The 19,694-nt window shown below is 57.9% G+C and carries 17 protein-coding genes; 15 read left to right on the forward strand and 2 right to left on the reverse strand.

The features are described 5' to 3' along the window. Positions 1–71: 71 nt before the first annotated feature. From ACOTX3_RS12825 to ACOTX3_RS12865, 9 genes are read left to right on the forward strand one after another with little or no spacing between them, the layout of a single operon-like run. Positions 72–998 (forward strand): VOC family protein, encoded by a 927-nt coding sequence (locus ACOTX3_RS12825; protein WP_020687066.1) that lies wholly within the window; start codon positions 72–74, stop codon positions 996–998. Then, positions 995–2,182 (forward strand): NAD(P)/FAD-dependent oxidoreductase, encoded by a 1,188-nt coding sequence (locus ACOTX3_RS12830; RefSeq protein WP_127869115.1) that lies wholly within the window; start codon positions 995–997, stop codon positions 2,180–2,182. The genes ACOTX3_RS12825 and ACOTX3_RS12830 overlap by 4 nt, the downstream gene beginning before the upstream one ends. A gap of 25 nt (positions 2,183–2,207) precedes the next feature. After that, the gene (locus ACOTX3_RS12835) at positions 2,208–3,464 is read left to right on the forward strand and encodes an MFS transporter (RefSeq protein ID WP_014833205.1); all 1,257 of its coding nucleotides are present in this window, start codon (positions 2,208–2,210) and stop codon (positions 3,462–3,464) included. A gap of 10 nt (positions 3,465–3,474) precedes the next feature. Further along, positions 3,475–4,005 carry a cupin domain-containing protein gene (locus ACOTX3_RS12840; protein ID WP_013098646.1) on the forward strand — a complete coding sequence of 177 codons (531 nt, stop codon included), beginning with the start codon at positions 3,475–3,477 and terminating at the stop codon, positions 4,003–4,005. Positions 4,006–4,014: 9 nt separating this feature from the next. Further along, the gene (locus ACOTX3_RS12845; protein WP_045902711.1) at positions 4,015–4,785 is read left to right on the forward strand and encodes an alpha/beta fold hydrolase; all 771 of its coding nucleotides are present in this window, start codon (positions 4,015–4,017) and stop codon (positions 4,783–4,785) included. Next, positions 4,769–5,563 carry an SDR family oxidoreductase gene (locus tag ACOTX3_RS12850; protein WP_020687070.1) on the forward strand — a complete coding sequence of 265 codons (795 nt, stop codon included), beginning with the start codon at positions 4,769–4,771 and terminating at the stop codon, positions 5,561–5,563. The genes ACOTX3_RS12845 and ACOTX3_RS12850 overlap by 17 nt, the downstream gene beginning before the upstream one ends. Before the next feature lie 9 nt (positions 5,564–5,572). Next, complete coding sequence (locus ACOTX3_RS12855; RefSeq protein WP_029883147.1) at positions 5,573–6,343, forward strand: aspartate dehydrogenase; 771 nt, start codon at positions 5,573–5,575, stop codon at positions 6,341–6,343. A 9-nt stretch (positions 6,344–6,352) separates the two neighbouring features. After that, positions 6,353–7,822, forward strand: coding sequence for an aldehyde dehydrogenase (locus ACOTX3_RS12860; protein WP_127869116.1), 1,470 nt, complete (start codon positions 6,353–6,355; stop codon positions 7,820–7,822). Between the two features lie 13 nt (positions 7,823–7,835). Beyond that, positions 7,836–9,476: a thiamine pyrophosphate-binding protein gene (locus ACOTX3_RS12865; protein ID WP_058678496.1), complete on the forward strand. Its 1,641-nt coding sequence runs from the start codon at positions 7,836–7,838 to the stop codon at positions 9,474–9,476. 91 nt (positions 9,477–9,567) lie between these two features. Here the strand turns inward: ACOTX3_RS12865 and ACOTX3_RS12870 are convergent, their stop codons facing one another. Further along, positions 9,568–10,836, reverse strand: coding sequence for an OprD family outer membrane porin (locus tag ACOTX3_RS12870; protein ID WP_023621590.1), 1,269 nt, complete (start codon positions 10,834–10,836; stop codon positions 9,568–9,570). A 210-nt stretch (positions 10,837–11,046) separates the two neighbouring features. Beyond that, entirely contained in the window at positions 11,047–11,805 is a 759-nt protein-coding gene (locus tag ACOTX3_RS12875) for a M48 family metallopeptidase (RefSeq protein ID WP_013098638.1), read from the reverse strand. A 272-nt stretch (positions 11,806–12,077) separates the two neighbouring features. On the opposite strand from ACOTX3_RS12875, the gene tkt reads away from it, so the two are divergent. From tkt to argO, 6 genes are all read left to right on the forward strand, one after another. Then, on the forward strand, positions 12,078–14,069 hold the full coding sequence (tkt, locus tag ACOTX3_RS12880; RefSeq protein ID WP_127869117.1) for a transketolase: 1,992 nt from the start codon (positions 12,078–12,080) through the stop codon (positions 14,067–14,069). 326 nt (positions 14,070–14,395) lie between these two features. Next, positions 14,396–15,415, forward strand: coding sequence for an erythrose-4-phosphate dehydrogenase (gene epd / locus ACOTX3_RS12885; protein ID WP_014833195.1), 1,020 nt, complete (start codon positions 14,396–14,398; stop codon positions 15,413–15,415). 49 nt (positions 15,416–15,464) lie between these two features. Then, positions 15,465–16,628 carry a phosphoglycerate kinase gene (gene pgk, locus ACOTX3_RS12890; RefSeq protein ID WP_013098635.1) on the forward strand — a complete coding sequence of 388 codons (1,164 nt, stop codon included), beginning with the start codon at positions 15,465–15,467 and terminating at the stop codon, positions 16,626–16,628. A 91-nt stretch (positions 16,629–16,719) separates the two neighbouring features. Then, positions 16,720–17,799 (forward strand): class II fructose-bisphosphate aldolase, encoded by a 1,080-nt coding sequence (fbaA, locus tag ACOTX3_RS12895; protein ID WP_013098634.1) that lies wholly within the window; start codon positions 16,720–16,722, stop codon positions 17,797–17,799. A gap of 185 nt (positions 17,800–17,984) precedes the next feature. After that, complete coding sequence (locus ACOTX3_RS12900) at positions 17,985–18,839, forward strand: small-conductance mechanosensitive channel MscS (protein WP_013098633.1); 855 nt, start codon at positions 17,985–17,987, stop codon at positions 18,837–18,839. A 145-nt stretch (positions 18,840–18,984) separates the two neighbouring features. Next, the gene (gene argO / locus ACOTX3_RS12905) at positions 18,985–19,620 is read left to right on the forward strand and encodes an arginine exporter ArgO (RefSeq protein WP_013098632.1); all 636 of its coding nucleotides are present in this window, start codon (positions 18,985–18,987) and stop codon (positions 19,618–19,620) included. Positions 19,621–19,694 lie beyond the last annotated feature (74 nt).

The following is a 19,694-nucleotide window of genomic DNA, read 5'->3' on the forward strand; positions in this document are numbered from 1 at the left end:
AGTTAACGTCAGGCGCTTTGCTGCGTCGGGCATGTTTTACGCCCAATTTGGGCCAGATGAGGCAACGAACGATGAGTGTAACCGGAATTGAAAAGCTGGAATTTGGCGTTGAAGACCTGACGCACTGCGCCAAATTTATGCGTGATTTTGGCCTGACGGGCGATGCCAGTGGCCAGCGTTTTACCACCCTGAGCGGCGCGCGCGTGGAACTAAACCCGATCGACAGCCCCGACCTGCCCCCGGCGTTTGAAGCGGGCAACACCCTGCGCCGCATGACATGGGCGGTTGCCGCACAGTCAGATCTGGATGCGCTGCGTCCGAAGCTTGCGCAGCAGCCCGGCTTTCGCGAAGTGGGTGACGCCCTGGAGTGTCTTGACCCGAACGGCATGACGCTGCGTGTGCAGGTCAGCCAGCAGACTGAGGTGGAACTGAATGTTGAGCCGATCAACCAGTGGGGCGACGCTCGCCGTATCGACACCCCCAGCCCGGTTTACGATCGCGCCCAGCCCATTAACGTGGGGCACGTGGTGTTCTTCGTGGAGGAGCTTGCGGCGGTGGAGACATTTTACCGCGAGGTGCTCGGCTTCCAGGTCTCTGACCGCTACATCAACCGCGCCGTGTTTCTGCGCTGCGGCGTGCGCGGGGGTCATCACAACCTGTTCCTGCTGCAGCTGCCGAACCGCAAGCGCGGCCTGAACCACGTGGCCTTTACCGTGCGCGATATTCACGAAGTGATCGGCGGCGGGATTGCGATGAACAAAAACGCCTGGAGCACGTTTATCGGACCCGGCCGCCATCCGGTGTCGTCAGCCTACTTCTGGTACGTCAACAGCCCGACCGGCGGGGCGTTCGAGTATTACACCAATGACGACTACCTGACGGAAAACTGGCAGCCGCGCGAGCTGGAGCATTCGCTGGTCTCCTTTACCGAGTGGGCGGTGGAAGGCGGGATCGATCACGACACGCGCCGCCAGCAGAAAAAACCGGAGGCCGTATGACGTCGTGCATTGTCATTATTGGTGGCGGTCAGGCGGGAGGCTGGGCGGCGAAAACCCTGCGTGACGAAGGCTTTGACGGTGAGATCTGCGTGGTGGCGGAAGAGGCGTGGGATTTCTATGAACGTCCGCCGCTGTCGAAAGCGGCTCTGCTGGAGACGGACGCGACGCTTCCGCGACTCTTTACTGAAGAGGCTCAGCAGGCGCTGAATCTGACCTGGTACCGTCCGCTGCGCGCGGAGCAGATTGACCGCAATGCGAAAACGGTGCGTTTAAGCAACGGCGAACATCTTAGTTACAACATACTATTAATTGCCACCGGAGGGCGGGCGCGCCTGCCGGGCGAGGCATGGTCTGTGCATCCGCAGGTCTACACCCTGCGCCACTGGCAGGACGCGCAGCGCCTGAAACGTCGGCTTGCGGAAAGTCAAAAGCTGGCGATTGTGGGCGGCGGCTGGATAGGCCTGGAGATTGCCGCTTCTGCGCGCAAAAGCGGCGTCGCGGTCACCCTGTTCGAGCAGCAGCCTGCGCTGTGCATGCGCTCGGAGAGCGGCGAGGTATCGCAGCGCTTAGAGACCATTCACCGTGAGCAGGGCGTGGAGATCCGAACCGGCTGCGGCGCGCTGGAGCTGGAGGACGATAACGGCCTGCCGGTCATTCACTGTGATGGCAAACGTGAAACCTTTGATGCGGTGGTGGTAGGGATCGGCGTCGATCTCAATCTGGAACTGGCGCGCGACGCGGGGCTGCAAACCGAACGCGGGATCGTGGTGGATGCGCAGGGCCGCACGTCGGATCCGTCCATCTTCGCTGCCGGGGATGTGGCACAGCATCATCATTACGGCCTGTGTATTCAGTCCTGGGCCTTCGCCCAGAATCAGGCGGTGGCGGCGGCAAAAGCGATGCTTAACCCCGATGCCGCAGGCTATGACGACGCGCCGTGGCTATGGTCGGATCAATACCAGCACAACATTCAGATCCTCGGCATTCCGCAGCCGCGCAGCCGCACCATAGTGCGTGAAGACGCGCTGTACTTCTCGCTGGACGAAAACGGGCGCCTGACGCAGCTGGTGGCGTTCAACGATGCGCGCACCGTCAAGCTGGCGAAGCGCTGGATGGCGGCCGGGCGGGATTTATCAGACGTGCCGCTCGCCGACCCGACTTTTTCACTGATGTCATTGCGATAGCTAACCCGCACCCGTAGGGGGAGACATGACCACATTAGAGACCAACACCGCGCCCGTTGAGGCGAGCGGTGAGGGGACCCGCACGCCTGAAAAAGCGGTGCGCTGGGCCATCCCGCTGTCGCTGCTGGCCTGCGTGCTGCTGGCGTTTTTCGACAAAATCAGCATTGCCGCGCTGTTTTCTGACGGCCACTTCCAGCAGGCGATGGGCATCGATTTTGACACCACACGCCTCGGCATTCTGATGAGCGCCTTCCTGTTGAGCTACGGCTTTTCATCGGTCTTTCTCAGTGGGCTGGGGGACAAAATCGCCCCGCTGCGCCTGCTCACCGGGATGATGGTGGTGTGGTGCGTGCTGATGGTGGCGATGGGCTTTACCCATAACTACACGCTGATGATCGTGCTGCGCATTCTGCTGGGCGTGGCGGAGGGGCCGCTGTTCCCGCTGGCCTTCGCCATTGTGCGCCACAACTTCCCACAGCATCTGCAGGCGCGCGCCACCATGCTGTGGCTGCTGGGCACGCCGGTAGGGGCGGCGATTGGCTTCCCGCTGTCACTCTGGCTGCTGAACACCTTCGGCTGGCAGAGCACCTTCTTCGTGATGGCGATGCTGACCGTACCGGTGCTGATCTTCGTGCGCGTCGGTCTGCGCGGGATCCGTCTGGAGGCGAAAAGCGGTACGTCACAGACCTCCCGGGACGAACGGCGTGCCGCACGGCGCGAGCTGTTTGTCAGCCCGCACTTCTGGATCATCTGCATCTTTAACATCGCTTTCCTGACCTACCTGTGGGGCATTAACGGCTGGCTGCCGGGCTACCTGATCAAGGGGAAGGGCATTCACCTGGAACATGCGGGCTGGCTGTCGTCGATGCCGTTCATCGCCATGCTGGCGGGGGAAGTGATTGGCGCATGGCTCTCTGACCGGGTCGATAAGCGCGCAGCGGCCTGCTTCATCTCCATGGCGGGGGCCGCTGTCGGGCTCACGGCCGTAATGCACCTCGATACCCCGCTGACCATCATTGCGGCGATGAGCTTCAGCACATTCATGTGGGGCACCGGGGCACCCAACATTTTCGCCCTGCTGGCAAAGGCTACCCATCCAAGGGTGAGCGCCACGGCGGGCGGCATTTTCAACGGGCTGGGAAACTTTGCGGGCGCGCTGTCGCCAGCGGTGATGGGCGCGCTTATCGCCTTCACCCACAGCATGGATTCCGGGCTGATTTTTCTGGCGGTGATGGCGGCGGTGGGCTGCGTCCTGTTACTGCCGCTGCTGAGACGTTACTGAGGAGAGTGTCATGACTGATTCAACCGTAACCAACCCATCTGGCATCAAACCTGACCACCTGACGATGGAAGAGTGGGTCGAGTCCCGTATTGCGCGCTTTGAGGGCCGTAAATACGACTGGAACGCGCTGAAGTTCCAGGCCGATTTTGACCCGAAATACCGCCGCGCGCAGATGCGCTATATCGGCACCGGTGCTACCGGCGTGGCGAGCGACACCAACACCGTACAGGCGGAGCATTTTACCTTTTCCACCATGGTACTGCCGTCGAAGTGCGAAGGGCCGCTGCACTTGCACGACGATGTGGAAGAGGTGTTCTTCATGCTCAAAGGGCAGATCACGCTGATGATCCAGGACGGCGATAACTACACCGAAACCGTGCTGCGCGAGCGTGACCTGATCTCCGTGCCGCCGGGGATCTATCGCGGGCTGTTTAACCACGGCGAAGAAGAGGCGCTGATGTGCGTCATGCTGGGCACTAACAAGCCGGAAATTCCGACCTACCCGGCGGACCATCCGCTCTCGAAAGTGAAGCGGAACTAAGGGGGCATGATGACGGGTTTTCGTGAACAGGGAAGCGGCATTCCGCTGATGCTGCTGCACGGGATCAGCTCTGGCGCAGCCTCCTGGCACAAGCAGATGGCGCTGAACGGTTTTCGCGTGCTGGCGTGGGACATGCCCGGTTATGGCGAAAGCCCGATGCTGGCCGCGGAACGGGCGAACGCGGGGGATTACGCCGATGCGCTGGCGGCGATGCTTGACCGGGCTGGCGTGTGGCAGGCGGTGCTGGTGGGCCATTCACTCGGGGCACTGGTTGCCAGCGCCTTTGCGGCGAAATATCCGGATCGTGTGCTGCATCTGGTGCTGGCGGACGCCGCGCAAGGTTACGGCCGCGCCGCGCCGGAGCAGCGCGAGCAGGTCTGGCGCAGCCGTGAGCAACAGATTGCACTCGGCGGCGAAATCCTCGCGCAAACCCGCGCCGCAAAACTGCTGCGTCCCGGCGCGCGTGAAGCGGATATCGCCACCGTGGCAGCGGGCATGCGCAGGCTTCGACCCGAGGGCTACCTCGCCGCCGCGTGGATGCTGGCGCACGACGATATTCATGGCTGGCTGAAGCGCTATTCAGGCAACTTTGAAGTGTGGTGCGGCGAGCAGGATGCGATCACGCAACCCGAGCTGGTGCAGGGGCTGGCGCTGCGCTACGGCATGCCGTTTATCGCTATTGCCCAGGCGGGACATGCCAGCTATCTCGATAACGACGCGTTTTTTAACCAACAGCTTTTACGTATTAACGAAGAGGTGCGCGATGAATGCACAAATTGACGGACGCGTAGCGGTCGTCACCGGCGGTTCTTCTGGTATTGGCTTTGAAACGCTACGCCTGCTGCTGGGCGAGGGGGCAAAAGTGGCCTTCTGTGGCCGCGATCCGGATCGCCTCGCCAGCGCCCATGCCGCGCTGCATAACGAATACCCCGACGGGGAGGTTTTCTCTTATCGCTGCGACGTGCTGAACGCTGACGAGATGCAGGCCTTCGCGGATGCCGTTCAGGTGCGCTTTGGTGCCGTGGACATGCTGATCAACAACGCCGGGCAGGGATATGTGGCGCACTTCCATGACACCCCGCGCGAGGCGTGGCTGCATGAAGCTGAACTCAAACTGTTTGGCGTGATCAACCCGGTGCAGGCGTTTCAGCCTTTGCTGGAGCAGTCCGACATCGCTTCCATCACCTGCGTGAACTCCCTGCTGGCGCTGCAGCCGGAGGAGCACATGATTGCCACCTCTGCTGCCCGCGCCGCGCTGCTGAATATGACGCTGACGCTCTCAAAAGAGCTGGTGGGCAAAGGCATCCGAGTGAATTCCATATTGCTTGGCATGGTGGAGTCCGGGCAGTGGCAGCGTCGCTTTGAAAACCGGACAGACAAAAGCCAGAGCTGGCCGGAGTGGACGGCGGAGATCGCCCGCAAACGCGGTATTCCGATGGCGCGCCTCGGCAAGCCGCAGGAGCCCGCGCAGGCGCTGCTGTTCCTCGCCTCGCCGCTGGCTTCGTTTACCACCGGTGCGGCACTGGACGTTTCCGGCGGCTTTTGCCGCCATCTGTAAGGACACATCATGAAAAAGATTATGTTGATTGGTTTTGGCGCCATGGCGCAGGCGGTGATTGAGCGCCTGCCCGCTGGCGTGGCTATCGGCTGGATTGTGGCGCGCGAGGCCCATCATGCGGCGATTCACGCGCAGTTTGGTGATGCGGTAGTGGCATTGACCTCACCGCTGGAATGCGCGCAAACGCCCGACCTGGTGCTGGAGTGCGCCAGCCAGCAGGCGGTAGCGCAGTACGGTGAGGATATTTTACGTCGCGGCTGGCATCTGGCGGTTATTTCGACCGGCGCACTGGCGGACAGCGCGCTCGAACAGCGCCTGCTCAACGCCGGCGGCAGACTGACGCTGCTCTCCGGGGCGGTAGCCGGTATCGACGGGCTGGCGGCGGCGAAAGAGGGCGGGCTGGCGCGTGTGACCTACCAGTCGCGTAAAAGCCCGGCCAGCTGGCGCGGCAGCTATGCCGAGCAGCTTATCGATCTTAATTCGGTATCTGCTGCGCAGGTCTTTTTTGAAGGCAGCGCCCGCGAGGCGGCACGACTGTTTCCGGCCAACGCCAACGTGGCGGCCACCGTGGCACTCGGCGGCGTGGGAATGGACGACACGCGCGTACAGCTGATGGTCGACCCGTCAACGAAACGTAACACCCACACGCTGCACGTTGAAGGCGCGTTTGGTGAATTCCATCTGGAGCTAAGCGGCCTGCCGCTTGCCTCTAACCCGAAAACCTCCACCCTGGCGGCACTCAGCGCGGTACGTGCCTGCCGCGAGCTGGCCATGAGCTGAGGAGTGACGATGGACGATCTGAAGATATTTATCGGCGGCCAGTGGCGACACGGTGGCGGCAACCCGATGCAGAGCTATTTCCCGGCAGACGGGTCGATCAACGCGACGTTGAATGCGGCCAGTCCCGACGATCTGCATGACGCGATCGAGGCCGGCGAGCGCGCGTGGCGCGATCCCGCCTGGCGCCACAGCCTGCCGCATACACGGGCGAAGATCCTGCACAAGGTGGCAGATCTCATTGAATCCCGCGTCGACGAGCTGGCGCAGATGCAGAGCCGCGATAACGGCAAGCCGCTGGCGGAGGCCCGCGGGCTGGTAATGAGCGCGGCGGGAACGGCGCGCTACTTTGCCGCCGCCTGCGAGCTGCTGGAAGGGGAACTTCCGACGCCGCGCCAGCCGGATTTACTGACCCTGAGCCGCTATGAGCCGCTCGGCGTGGTGGCGGCCATCACGCCGTGGAACTCGCCGATTGCCAGCGAGATGCAGAAGGTCGCTCCGGCCATTGCCGCGGGTAACGCGGTGATCCTCAAGCCCGCCGAAGCCACGCCGCTGATGGCGCTGGAGCTGGCGCGGATATTTGAACAGGCCGGGCTGCCCGCCGGGCTGCTGAGCGTGCTACCGGGCAAAGGCTCGGTGATTGGCGACGCGCTGGCACGCCACCCTAAGGTACGCAAAATTTCCTTTACCGGTGGTACCACCACGGGCCGTCACCTGGCCCACGTGGCGGCGGAAAAGCTGATCCCGGCATCGCTGGAGCTGGGCGGAAAATCGCCGACTATCGTGCTGGAGGATGCGGATATCGAGCAGGCCGCGCGCGGGATCTGCTACGGCATTTTCAGCTCGGCGGGGCAGGCGTGCATCGCCGGTTCACGGCTGTTTATCCACGAGAGCCTTTACGCCCCGCTGATGGCGCGGCTGCTGGAGTTAACCCGCGGTCTGCGCGTCGGACATCCGTTTACCGACGGTGTCCACGTTGGGTCGCTGATCAATGAAAAACATCGTCAGAGTGTACAGGCGTACGTTGAGCTGGCAAAGCGTGAAGGGGGCCGCGTGCTGTGCGGTGGAGAGATCCCGGCCGATCCCACGCTGGCAGGCGGCAGCTTCTTCCTGCCAACGATTATCGAAGGGCTGAGCAACAGCGCCCGTGTCTGCCAGGAGGAGATCTTTGGCCCGGTGCTGGTGGCGATGCCGTTTCGCGATGAAACCTCGCTTATCCGCGAGGCCAACGACTCGGTTTACGGCCTGGCCGCCGGGATCTGGACACGCGATACCGGGCGCGCGCTGCGCTTAAGCGAACAGCTTGAGGCCGGCACGGTGTGGATCAACACCTACAAAGTATTTGCGATTTCGACCCCGTTCGGGGGCTTTAAAGAGAGCGGTCTGGGCCGCGAGAAGGGCATTCAGGGGTTGAAAGCCTGGATGCAGCAAAAGAGCATTTATCTGGCGACGGGTAACAGCGTCAACCACTGGTGCGACTGAGAAAGGGTGAGCAATGAGCGAAATGATAACCGTCGGCGACGCCATCGCCAGAACGCTGGAGCAGTATCAGGTTGAGGCCATCTACGGCGTCATCTCTATTCACAACCTGCCCATCGCGGATGCAGTAGGGCAGCGCGGCAACATCCGCTTTGTACCGGCACGCGGCGAAGCGGGGTCTGTCACCATGGCTGATGCCCACGGACGTTTTTCCGGCCTTGGCGTGGCGCTGACCAGCACCGGCGCGGGCGCGGGTAACGCCGTAGGCGCGCTGGTGGAGGCGATGAACGCCTGCACGCCGCTGCTGCACCTGACCGGGCAGGTAGAAAAAGCCTGGCTGGATGCCGACACCGGGTTTATCCATGAAACCCGCGACCAGCTGACTTTCCTGAAGGCCAGCTCAAAACGGGCGTATCGCATCAGCAATGCCAGTCAGGCGATAGCGATTTTGCATAAAGCGATTCAGGAGGCGCAGACGCCGCCGTGCGGGCCGGTCTCCGTGGAGATCCCGATTGATATTCAGGGGGCGAAAATTCCGCTGTCGCTGGTGACCGCACCGGTGAAGCCTGCGTCGGTTTCGCCGGTAGATGCCGGGAGTGTTAATGCGCTTTGGGCGCAACTTAAGCAGGCGAAACAGCCGCTGCTGTGGCTGGGCGGCGGTGCGCTGGGCTGCGCGGACGCAGTGAAAAAGCTGGCGGATGCAGGTATCACCGTGATCTCCAGTACTCACGCGCGCGGCGTGCTGCCGGACAGCCATCGCGCCAGCCTGCGGGCATTCCACAACTCGCCATCGGTTGAAGTGCTGATCGCGCAGTGTGACTTTACGCTGATCGCCGGTTCACGTCTGCGCAGCAATGAGACCCGTTCATGGACGCTCGAACTGCCTTCTCCGCGCGTACAGATCGATATCGACCCGGCGGCGGCAAGCCGTAACTATCTGATGGATAACACGCTGGTAGCCGACTGCTCAGCGTTGCTGAGCGCGCTGGCTGAAAAAGCACAGGGGCGTGAATGGGGGAATGCTCAGTGGGATGGTCTGGTTCAGGAGGCGGTGACACAGGCAGAACGTGGGCTGCGTGAACAGTGCGGCGTCTATGCGCAACTCAACGATGCCATAGAGAAAGCGCTACCTGAAGATGGTCTGCTGGTGCGCGATATTACCGTTTCCGGTAGCCTGTGGGGCAGCCGACTGTTCCGCGCCAGGGGGCCGCTGATGAATATTCACTCTCTGGCCGGGGCAATTGGCATGGGTCTGCCGATGGCGATTGGCACCGCGATTGCCAACCCACAACGCAAAGTGGTGGGGTTGGTGGGGGACGGCGGTCTGAGCCTGAATCTGGGCGAACTGGCGACGCTGGCGCAGGAGAAGGCCAACGTGACGTTGCTTATCATGAATGACGGCGGTTACGGCGTTATGCGCGGTATACAGGACAAGTATTTCGGTGGCCGTCAGTACTATAACGAGCTGCATACGCCGGATTTTACCCTGCTGTCACAGGCGATTGGCCTGCAGGCATGGAGCGTTGAGCGGGCAGAGGATTTTGATGCGGTGATGACGGAAGCGCTGGCGATGCCGGGACCGTCGGTAGTGGAAGTGCGGATGGGACAAATTGGCGCGCTGAAGTTTGCCGGGCCGCCGCAGAAGACGCTTTACTAGCTGTTTTTCCCTCACCCCGGCCCTCTCCCAAAGGGAGAGGGTGATCGCGTTCCCTCTCCCTTTGGGAGAGGGTTAGGGTGAGGGGACAAACTCAGAACACGTTAAACGGGTATTCCACGTAAGCGCGGATCTCATCCCCGCCCACGTTGTAATCGCTGGCGTTGCTGGAGACGCGCAGTACGGAATAGCGCAGTTTCAGCTTCAGATCTTTCGCCGGGCCGTCCTGCACCTGATACTGGATCTGGTTAAACCATTCATGCTCTTTGCCGTTACTGGTTTCAGCGGTTTTAATGTTGTCGCCACGCACGTAGGCGGTGGTCCAGCTCAGACCCGGCAAACCGAGACCGCCAAAGTCCAGCCCGTAAGACGCCTGCCATGAACGTTCGTCTTCACCATTAAAATCAGACCAGTAGGAGTTCGCCAGCCAGATGGTGTTGCCGCCGTCACCAACACCGCCCTGGTCGCGGTAGCCGCCATAGTTGTAGCCGGTGCTTCCGCTGCTCTGCTGGTACGCCACTTTGAACGTATGGATATCCCAGATGTAGCTCGCCGCCAGGCTCCAGATGGTGTTGCTGCGGCCCGTGTCGAGGCTGTCCGCGTAGCCCTGATCCAGACGCGAGTTGTAGCCGTTAAAATCGAGTACCAGCTGCTGGCCAGTGCTGAACGGCTGTTTGAAATTCATGCCCAGATATTGCTTGTTCATCACCTCTTCATTATGGGAGGCGTACAGCGCGCCGCTGAACTGGTCATTAAACTGGTAGCTCGCCCCGCCGAAGGAGAAACCCTTGAGGCCGCTGTCGTGACGATCGTCACTTTTACGCTGCTCGTCGGTGAAATAACCGGCGTTGATTTCCAGACCGTCGATCTCCTTAGAGGTCAGCATGGTGCCGGTGTAGCTTTCAAACAGCAGGCGGGAGCTGTCGGCGTTAATGATTGGCAGCTCGGGACGCTGATTACCGTAGCTGAGTACGGTATTCGAGATGCGCATTTTGGCGGTCGCGCCAAATTTCGCCAGATCGGATTTTGCGCGTCCGTCGTCTTCCTGTTTAAAGAAGTCAATGCCACCTGCGCCGCTCTTACCGCGGCCGCCGTCCAGACGCACGCCATACTGCGCAATGCCGTCCACGCCAAAGCCAACCACTCCTTCGGTAAAACCTGATTCAAAGGTGGCGATGATACCCTGACCCCATTCTGCTTTATCCTGCTGGCCCTGGTGATAATCACGGCTGATATACGCATTGCGTAAAAACAGATCTAAATGGCTGTCATTAATAAAACCCTGGCTGTCTGATTGTTGGCTTGCAACGGCAGGTAATGTGGCAAATATGCTTAGCGCAACTAACGATAATTCTTTTTTCACGGAGGGAACGTCTCTGTCTTAATATATTAATTTGAATTACTGCGGATTCGATAATTACCCGAAAAGTAACCGATTGCAATAATTATGTGACCAGACATTTCAATGGTGAAGGGCAGGTGTGCCGGGGGTTTTGTGGGTGTTACCGATATGTGCGGTTAAGTTGGCAATTCATGCGAAATAAAAAGGAGGCAAATTTGCCTCCTTCCAAAATTATTTAATTCCGTCTGCGGCCATACGGTCGCGAATATGTTGTGCACGCGCTTCTGAGGCCGGGTGATCATCAAACATGGAGCTTTGACGTCCTGCTTCCAGTTTAGCCAGCTTTTCAAAACTGGTGGCTAAACCTGCTGGATTGATACCGCGTTTGCGCAACAGATCGTAGGAGTAGTCATCCGCTTCGGACTCCTGACGTTGAGAGAACTGGGAGTTAACCAGCTTTTCGCCCACATCGCCAAGCTGTGACTGGGACAGGCTGCCCACAATACCGCCCGCAGAAGCCGCCGCCGCGCGGATGGCGTTAGTGCCTAAGGCGACCTGCATCCCTTTCTTCACGTGGCCGAGGGCAACGTGGCCCATTTCATGGCCGATCACCGCTTCCACTTCGTTGTCGGTCATCATGTCCATTAACCCGCTGTAAACGCGGATACAGCCGTTCGCCATGGCAAAGGCGTTCACGTCTTTCGCGACGTACACTTTATAGTTCACCGGCTGACCGTTAATGTTATCGCCAAGCGCAGAGGCAATTTTATTCAGACGCTGCGTGTAGGGACTGTTGGCCGGGGCAATCGTAGCCTTTCCATCCATATCTTTACAGGCCTGGTCGCTCAGGGCTTTAACCTGCGCGTCGCTCAGGGAATAGGCCTGAAAAGCTTCTGCGCCTGAGGACATCAGGCCGTTAGAATCCATATTCTGACAACCGCTCAGCAGGAACGTTGTACCCAGGGCCAGCACTAATGCACGCATTTTCATGAGGTTGCTTCCGTACTCGTTAATCTGAATAAAATCCGAAAAGTACACCGACAGCGAAGCCGGGGTCGGGCTAAGTATAAGGAATATCGACGGGCCCGGGCGAGCAGATTGCGCAACATGCGAGCATGATCCAGAGATTTCTTAAGCGGCAAAAGAATGCTCCATGTACATGGCATGCCGCTTGGGTTACATTGTTGGCACTTTTTTCCGGCGTAGCCCAAAACGCGCTGTCGTCAAGGGCATGGCCTTTAACAGTCCGATCTGGAGTTAAAATGTCCTCACGTAAAGAGCTTGCTAATGCTATTCGTGCGCTGAGCATGGACGCAGTACAGAAAGCCAAATCTGGCCACCCAGGGGCCCCTATGGGTATGGCTGATATCGCCGAAGTCCTGTGGCGTGATTTCCTGAACCACAACCCGCAGAACCCGGCATGGGCTGACCGCGACCGTTTCGTGCTGTCTAACGGCCACGGCTCAATGCTGATCTACAGCCTGCTGCACCTCACTGGCTACGATCTGCCTATCGAAGAGCTGAAAAACTTCCGTCAGCTGCACTCCAAAACCCCGGGTCACCCGGAAGTGGGTTACACCGCAGGTGTTGAAACCACGACCGGCCCACTGGGTCAGGGTATTGCGAACGCGGTGGGTATGGCGATTGCTGAGAAGACTCTGGCGGCGCAGTTCAACCGTCCTGGTCACGACATTGTTGACCACTTCACCTACGCGTTCATGGGCGACGGTTGCATGATGGAAGGCATTTCTCACGAAGTGTGCTCCCTGGCAGGTACCCTGAAGCTGGGCAAACTGGTTGCATTCTACGACGACAACGGTATCTCCATCGACGGTCATGTTGAAGGCTGGTTCACTGATGACACTGCGGCACGTTTCGAAGCCTACGGCTGGCACGTTGTGCGTGGCGTTGATGGCCACGATGCTAACTCGATTAAACGTGCAGTAGAAGAAGCGCGTGCGGTCACTGACAAACCATCCCTGCTGATGTGCAAAACCATCATCGGCTTCGGTTCTCCGAACAAAGCGGGCACCCACGATTCCCACGGTGCACCACTGGGCGACGCGGAAATCGCGCTGACCCGTGAAGCGTTGGGCTGGAAACACCCTGCATTCGAAATCCCATATGAAATCTATGCCCAGTGGGATGCCAAAGAAGCGGGTCAGGCGAAAGAAGCGGCCTGGAACGAGAAGTTCGCGGCTTACGCTAAAGCCTTCCCACAGGAAGCGGCTGAATTCACCCGTCGTATGAAAGGTGAAATGCCGTCTGACTTCGATGCGAAAGCGAACGAGTTCATCGCTAAGCTGCAGGCGAACCCATCTAAAATCGCCAGCCGTAAAGCGTCTCAGAATGCGATCGAAGCGTTCGGTCCATGGCTTCCAGAATTCCTCGGCGGCTCCGCTGACCTGGCACCGTCTAACCTGACCCTGTGGTCTGGCTCTAAGCCAATCAACGAAGATGCGGCCGGTAACTACATCCATTATGGTGTACGTGAATTCGGTATGACCGCTATCGCGAACGGTATCTCCCTGCACGGTGGTTTCCTGCCGTACACCTCTACCTTCCTGATGTTCGTGGAATATGCCCGTAACGCCGTACGTATGGCTGCGCTGATGAAACAGCGTCAGGTGATGGTTTATACCCACGACTCCATTGGTCTGGGCGAAGATGGTCCAACTCACCAGCCGGTAGAGCAGGTTGCTTCTCTGCGTGTCACCCCGAACATGAGCACATGGCGTCCATGTGACCAGGTGGAATCTGCAGTGGCATGGAAATACGGCGTTGAGCGTCAGGACGGTCCAACCGCGCTGATCCTCTCCCGTCAGAACCTGGCACAGCAGGATCGTACCGAAGAGCAGCTGGCGAACATCGCGCGCGGTGGCTACGTGCTGAAGGATTGCGCGGGACAGCCAGAGCTGATCTTCATCGCAACCGGTTCTGAAGTTGAGCTGGCTGTAGCAGCCTGGGACAAACTGACTGCCGAAGGCGTTAAAGCGCGCGTGGTTTCCATGCCGTCTACCGATGCGTTCGACAAGCAGGATGCTGCTTACCGTGAATCCGTACTGCCTAAAGCCGTTTCCGCACGCGTGGCGGTTGAAGCGGGTATCGCTGACTACTGGTTCAAATACGTGGGCCTGAACGGCGCTATCGTCGGTATGACCACCTTCGGTGAATCTGCTCCGGCAGAGCAGCTGTTCGAAGAGTTCGGCTTCACCGTTGAGAACGTTGTCGCTAAGGCGAAAGAACTGCTGTAATTGCCGTTTTGCCCGGTGGCGCTTACGCTTACCGGGCCTACAAATGGCTCGAAAGTAGGCCGGGTAAGCGCTAGCGCGCCACCCGGCTTTTTTGTAAGCATTATTCCACCTAAAATGTGACGCAAGTCATATAGCTCGCTTATTCATCTGGACAGACATTCCTTTTATTCCCCGATTCGCTTATTCTTGCTGAAGCGTTTCAGTCGATTAAATGTTCGACAATTGACCAATCAATCGCAGTTTGTGATAGCAAAGATTCCCCTTCGGGCGTAGCTGGATTACTCTTTCAGCCACCTCGAACTCAGGGATAGCTTTGCAGGAGATCTATGACCGTACGCGTAGCGATTAATGGCTTCGGTCGCATCGGGCGCAACGTGGTTCGTGCTTTATATGAATCCGGGCGTCGGGCGGAAATTACCGTGGTGGCAATCAATGAACTGGCGGATGCTGCGGGCATGGCGCATTTATTGAAATATGACACCAGCCACGGACGCTTTGCCTGGGACGTGCGCCAGGAAAGGGATCAGCTGTTTGTCGGTGACGATACGATCCGCGTACTGCATGAGCGCAGCATTGCCGCGCTACCGTGGCGTGAACTGGGTGTGGATGTGGTGCTTGACTGCACCGGTGTATATGGCAACCGCGAACACGGCGAAGCGCATCTCACCGCCGGCGCGAAAAAAGTCCTGTTCTCTCATCCCGGCAGTAACGACCTCGACGCAACGGTCGTTTTCGGCGTCAATCAGCATGAGCTGCAAGCCGAACACCGTATTGTCTCCAACGCCTCCTGCACCACCAACTGCATTATTCCGGTCATTAAACTGTTAGACGATGCATATGGCATTGAATCCGGCACCGTGACCACGATTCACTCCGCCATGCACGATCAGCAGGTCATCGACGCCTACCACCCGGATTTACGACGCACGCGTGCTGCGAGCCAGTCAATCATCCCGGTGGACACAAAACTGGCTGCCGGGATCACCCGAATTTTCCCGCAGTTTAATGACCGTTTTGAAGCGATTGCCGTGCGTGTACCGACGATAAACGTCACCGCAATTGACCTCAGCGTGACGGTGAAAAAACCGGTAAAAGCCTGTGAAGTCAACCTGTTGCTGCAAAAAGCGGCACAGGGGGCATTTCATGGTATAGTTGACTATACGGAATTACCGTTGGTCTCAGTGGATTTTAACCACGACCCGCACAGCGCCATTGTTGATGGCACGCAAACGCGCGTCAGTGGCGCACACCTTATCAAGACGCTGGTCTGGTGTGATAACGAATGGGGCTTTGCTAACCGAATGCTCGACACCACGTTAGCAATGGCTGCCAAAGGTTTCAGGTAAGACGCATCGTGCGTCTGCAAAACTTTAAGAATCAACGAGAGGATTCACCATGTCTGTAATTAAGATGACCGATCTGGATCTGGCTGGTAAACGCGTTTTCATCCGTGCGGATCTGAACGTGCCAGTTAAAGATGGCAAAGTGACCAGTGACGCGCGTATCCGTGCATCTCTGCCAACCATCGAACTGGCTCTGAAGCAGGGTGCGAAAGTGATGGTGACCTCCCACCTGGGTCGTCCAACTGAAGGCGAGTACAACGAAGAGTTCTCTCTGCTGCCGGTTGTTAATTACCTGAAAGACAAACTGTCCAGCCCGGTTCGCCTGGTGAAAGATTACCTGGATGGCGTGGAAGTGGCTGCCGGTGAGCTGGTGGTGCTGGAAAACGTTCGCTTCAACAAAGGCGAGAAGAAAGACGACGAAGCACTCTCCAAAAAATACGCGGCGCTGTGCGACGTATTCGTAATGGATGCATTCGGTACTGCACACCGTGCGCAGGCGTCTACCCACGGTATCGGTAAATTCGCAGACGTTGCGTGCGCTGGTCCTCTGCTGGCCGCGGAACTGGATGCGCTGGGTAAAGCACTGAAAGAACCTGCTCGTCCAATGGTTGCCATCGTGGGTGGTTCTAAAGTTTCTACCAAACTGACCGTTCTGGATTCCCTGTCTAAAATCGCTGACCAGCTGATCGTTGGCGGTGGTATCGCGAACACCTTCGTTGCCGCTCAGGGCCACAACGTGGGTAAATCCCTGTATGAAGCAGACCTGGTTGACGAAGCCAAACGCCTGCTGGGTACCTGTGATATCCCGGTTCCAACCGATGTTCGCGTTGCCACTGAGTTCTCCGAAACGGCGACTGCTACCCTGAAATCTGTAAACGACATCAAAGATGAAGAGCAGATTCTGGACCTGGGCGACGTTTCTGCACAGAAACTGGCTGAAATCCTGAAAAACGCAAAAACTATCCTGTGGAACGGTCCTGTTGGCGTGTTCGAATTCCCGAACTTCCGTAAAGGGACTGAAATTGTTGCTAACGCTATCGCAGACAGCGAAGCGTTCTCTATCGCAGGCGGTGGTGACACCCTGGCAGCAATCGACTTGTTCGGTATCGCTGACAAAATCTCCTACATCTCCACTGGTGGCGGCGCATTCCTCGAATTCGTGGAAGGCAAAGTTCTGCCAGCAGTAGCAATGCTCGAAGAGCGCGCTAAGAAGTAAGCCATTCAAGGGCAGGGAAACCTGCCCAATTTTCAGCGCGCTTTAAGAGCTCGCACCTTTTCTAACGGCCGAAGATACAGGACTAAGCAACATGTCTAAAATTTTTGATTTCGTAAAACCTGGCGTGATCACTGGTGATGACGTTCAGAAAGTGTTCCAGGTAGCTAAAGAAAACAACTTTGCTCTGCCAGCAGTTAACTGCGTGGGTACTGACTCCATCAACGCCGTACTGGAAACCGCTGCAAAAGTTAAAGCACCGGTTATCGTACAGTTCTCTAACGGCGGCGCTGCGTTCATCGCGGGTAAAGGCGTGAAAACTGACATTCCTCAGGGTGCTGCAATCCTGGGCGCTATCTCTGGTGCGCACCACGTACACCAGATGGCTGAACACTACGGTGTTCCAGTTATCCTGCACACTGACCACTGCGCGAAGAAACTGCTGCCGTGGATCGACGGTCTGCTGGACGCGGGTGAAAAACACTTCGCGGCTACCGGTAAGCCACTGTTCTCTTCTCACATGATCGACCTGTCTGAAGAGTCTCTGGAAGAGAACATCGAGATCTGCTCCAAATACCTGGCGCGCATGTCCAAAATGGGCATGACCCTGGAAATCGAACTGGGTTGCACCGGCGGTGAAGAAGACGGCGTGGACAACAGCCACATGGACGCTTCTGCTCTGTACACTCAGCCAGAAGACGTTGATTACGCTTACACCGAGCTGAGCAAAATCAGCCCACGCTTCACCATTGCAGCGTCTTTCGGTAACGTACACGGCGTTTACAAACCAGGTAACGTGGTTCTGACCCCAACCATCCTGCGTGACTCTCAGGAATACGTGTCCAAGAAACACAACCTGCCGCACAACAGCCTGAACTTCGTCTTCCACGGCGGTTCCGGTTCTTCTGCTCAGGAAATCAAAGACTCCGTAAGCTACGGCGTAGTGAAAATGAACATCGATACCGACACCCAGTGGGCAACCTGGGACGGTATCCTGCAGTACTACAAAGCGAACGAAGCTTACCTGCAGGGCCAGCTGGGCAACCCGAAAGGCGAAGACCAGCCGAACAAGAAATACTACGATCCACGCGTATGGCTGCGCGCAGCGCAGACGTCCATGGTGACCCGTCTGGAGCAGGCATTCAAAGAGCTGAACGCGATCGACGTTCTGTAATTTGAGCTGCTGACAGCATCAGGAGGCCCGCAAACGCGGGCCTTTTTTTATGCTTTTTCAATACCCTGTCAGAGCGGTTTTTGTGATCTGTTTGGCAAAACTTGCGCTTTTTGTTTACCCTTTACGGACCTGCCTGTCTCCATGGGGGATGGATTTGTGTTTTGGTTTAACAAAAGGAAGAATAAATGGAACAACTCGATGTTGTAGACAGCATCAATAACGCCGGTAACTGGCTGGTGCGCAACCAGGCGCTGCTGCTGAGCTACGCCGTGAATATCGTCGCGGCGATTGCCATCATCATCGTCGGGATGATCGTGGCGCGTATTGTATCGAATGCGGTCAACCGGGTGATGGTAGCGCGACACATTGACGCTACGGTGGCTGACTTTCTCTCTGCGCTGGTGCGCTATGGCATCATCGCGTTTACGCTGATTGCTGCACTGGGGCGCGTGGGGGTACAAACGGCATCCGTCATAGCCGTGCTTGGTGCCGCGGGTCTGGCTATTGGTCTGGCGTTACAGGGCTCGCTCTCAAACCTGGCTGCAGGCGTTCTGCTGGTCACCTTCCGTCCATTCCGTTCCGGTGAGTATGTTGATCTGGGCGGCATTGCCGGTACCGTACTGCAGGTACAAATTTTCTCTACCACTCTGCGTACCGTTGACGGGCGTATCGTTGTGGTCCCGAACGGGAAAATCATCGCGGGCAACATTATTAACTTTTCTCGCGAGCCGGTTCGCCGTAACGAGTTAATTATCAGCGTGGCGTATGATTCCGATATTGATCAGGTGAAATCGCTGATTGCTAACATCATCGCCTCCGACGATCGCATTCTGAAGGACAAAGAGCAGACCGTGCGCCTGCATGAGCTGGGTGCTTCCTCTATTAACTTCGTGGTGCGTATCTGGAGCAAAAGCAGCGATCTGCAAAACGTGTACTGGGACGTGCTGGAGCGCATTAAGCGCGAGTTTGACGCCAACGGCATCAGCTTCCCGTATCCGCAGATGGACGTAAACGTCAAAAAAGTAAAAGAAGCCGAATAACGTCTCCCGTAGGCCCGGTAAGCGTTAGCGCCACCGGGCTTATCTTTTATTAGCTATGCTAATACCCAATTAATATTATCAATTTCCTCTAATGTTCTTCTCGCAGTATAGTCTGCCCCAAAGACAACTCAGCGAGATTAATGTCATGTTATCGTATTATTTTCAGGGGCTTGCGTTAGGTGCAGCCATGATCCTTCCCCTCGGTCCGCAAAATGCGTTTGTCATGAACCAGGGGATTCGCCGTCAGTATCATCTGATGATTGCCCTGCTGTGCGCGGTAAGCGATTTACTGCTGATTTGTGCCGGGATTTTTGGCGGGAGTGCGCTGCTGATGCAGTCACCCTGGCTGCTGGCGCTGGTGACCTGGGGCGGGGTCGCCTTCCTGCTGTGGTACGGATTCGGTGCGTTAAAAACGGCCATGAGCAGTAACCTGGAGCTGGCGAGCGCAGAAGTGATGAAGCAGGGGCGCTGGAAGATCATCGTCACCATGCTGGCGGTAACGTGGCTTAACCCGCACGTCTATCTCGACACGTTTGTGGTGCTCGGGAGCCTGGGTGGGCAACTGGACGTTGAGCCGAAGCGCTGGTTTGCCCTGGGCACGGTGAGTGCCTCCTTCCTCTGGTTCTTTGGCCTCGCCATTCTGGCGGCGTGGCTGGCACCCCGTTTGCGTACCGCTAAAGCCCAGCGGATCATCAACACGCTGGTGGGCGTGGTGATGTGGGTCATTGCCTTTCAGCTGGCGAAAGAGGGGATTCATCATGTTCAGGGATTGTTCAACTAAGCGTTGTCTTATGGACAACTGAGCAGGACCCGCTAAGCTTGCTGGCATGCGCCCTGTTGTTGGGGCACTCTTCG

The sequence above is a fragment of the Enterobacter cloacae complex sp. IR5384 genome, assembly GCF_049237265.1.
GTDB classification, from domain to species: Bacteria; Pseudomonadota; Gammaproteobacteria; order Enterobacterales; family Enterobacteriaceae; genus Enterobacter; species Enterobacter cloacae.